The 1264-nt window shown below is 64.4% G+C and carries 1 protein-coding gene; it reads left to right on the forward strand.

Features of this window, described 5'->3' with window-relative positions:
- Nucleotides 1-282 precede the first annotated feature (282 nt).
- Nucleotides 283-1264: helix-turn-helix domain-containing protein (locus tag JMF90_RS37515; RefSeq protein WP_201326385.1), on the forward strand; the 982-nt coding region annotated here is incomplete at its 3' end.

The raw sequence follows: 1264 nt of genomic DNA on the forward strand, positions 1-1264 counted from the left end.
TCGCTGCCGTGCGGGGTAGCCGACGATCTGCCGATCGGGCTGCAACTGGTCGGGCGCCGTTTCGACGAGGCGACGCTCTACCGCTGCGCGTATGCGTACGAACAGTCTTCCGACTGGCGCCAGACGACCTTCGCATGACATGTCCGGCGCGGCCGCGCATCGCCGCCGCGCCGCCTGTCGGTCCGACCGGCAACGCGGCCTGCACGGTTGCCGATTGGACAATGCGCTTTTGAACGGGCACGCTACCGGTTGCGTGTTGGCTAACCCATGTGGGGCACGACCATGACGATGCGTCCTTTCCCGCGCGCCGCAAGCGGCGACGCGCCCGGCCCGGCGTCCGACGGCCCGCCGGGCGAATGGACGAATTCGGCGATCGAAGTGGCGACCGACGGCTCGGTCAGCCAGCGTATCGAGTTCTGGCGCGAGACGATTCTGCGTTTGTTCGCGGACGTGCAGATCGCGGCCGTGCAGAAAGCCGATTTCTTCGGCCAGGTGCGGCAGCGCAAATGCGAAAAGATGCGGATCTCGGAAATCTACGCCAGCGAACAGGCCGTGAGTCGGCGCTATCGCCAGGCGCGCAGCGAGTATGAAGACAAGTATTTCGGCGTATTGATGCTCGAGGGCAGCCAATCGGTCGAGCAGGACGGCAAGATCGTCACGCTGCACCCGGGGGATTTTGCGATCTACGACGCGACCCGGCCGCACCACCTGCAGTTCGGCCAGTCGTGGCGCGAGATCGTCGTCAGCATTCCCCGCGCGACCCTGAACCAGCTCGTCGTCGGGATGGAACACCGCACGGCATGCCCGACGCACACCGGCGCGGGCGTCGGCAGCGTCATGCGCGCGTTTCTCGAACAGATGTCGTCGCAGATCCGCAGCGTGACCGAGGACGAGATGCGGCAGTTGTCGGATACCGCGATCTCGCTGATCGCGATGACGCTCGGCGGCATGCAGCGCAACGACCTCGCGCAATCGAGGATGAAGGCGTTGACGCTGACGCGTGTGAAGCGGCATCTGCTCGAGCACCTGCACGATCCGGAGCTGAGCCCGATGATGATCGGGCAGTCGATCGGGATGTCGTCGCGGTACATCAACAAGCTGTTCGAAGCCGAGAACACGTCGCTGATGCGTTATGTATTGAACCTGCGGCTCGAACGGTGCGCGCAGGATCTTGCGAATCCGCAATGCGCGGTGCTGCGCGTGTCCGATATCGCGTTGCGCTGGGGATTCAACGACATGTCGCATTTCAGTCGCGTGTTTCGGG

The sequence above is a fragment of the Burkholderia sp. E168m23 genome (genome assembly GCF_016586125.1).
GTDB lineage: Bacteria > Pseudomonadota > Gammaproteobacteria > Burkholderiales > Burkholderiaceae > Burkholderia > Burkholderia orbicola.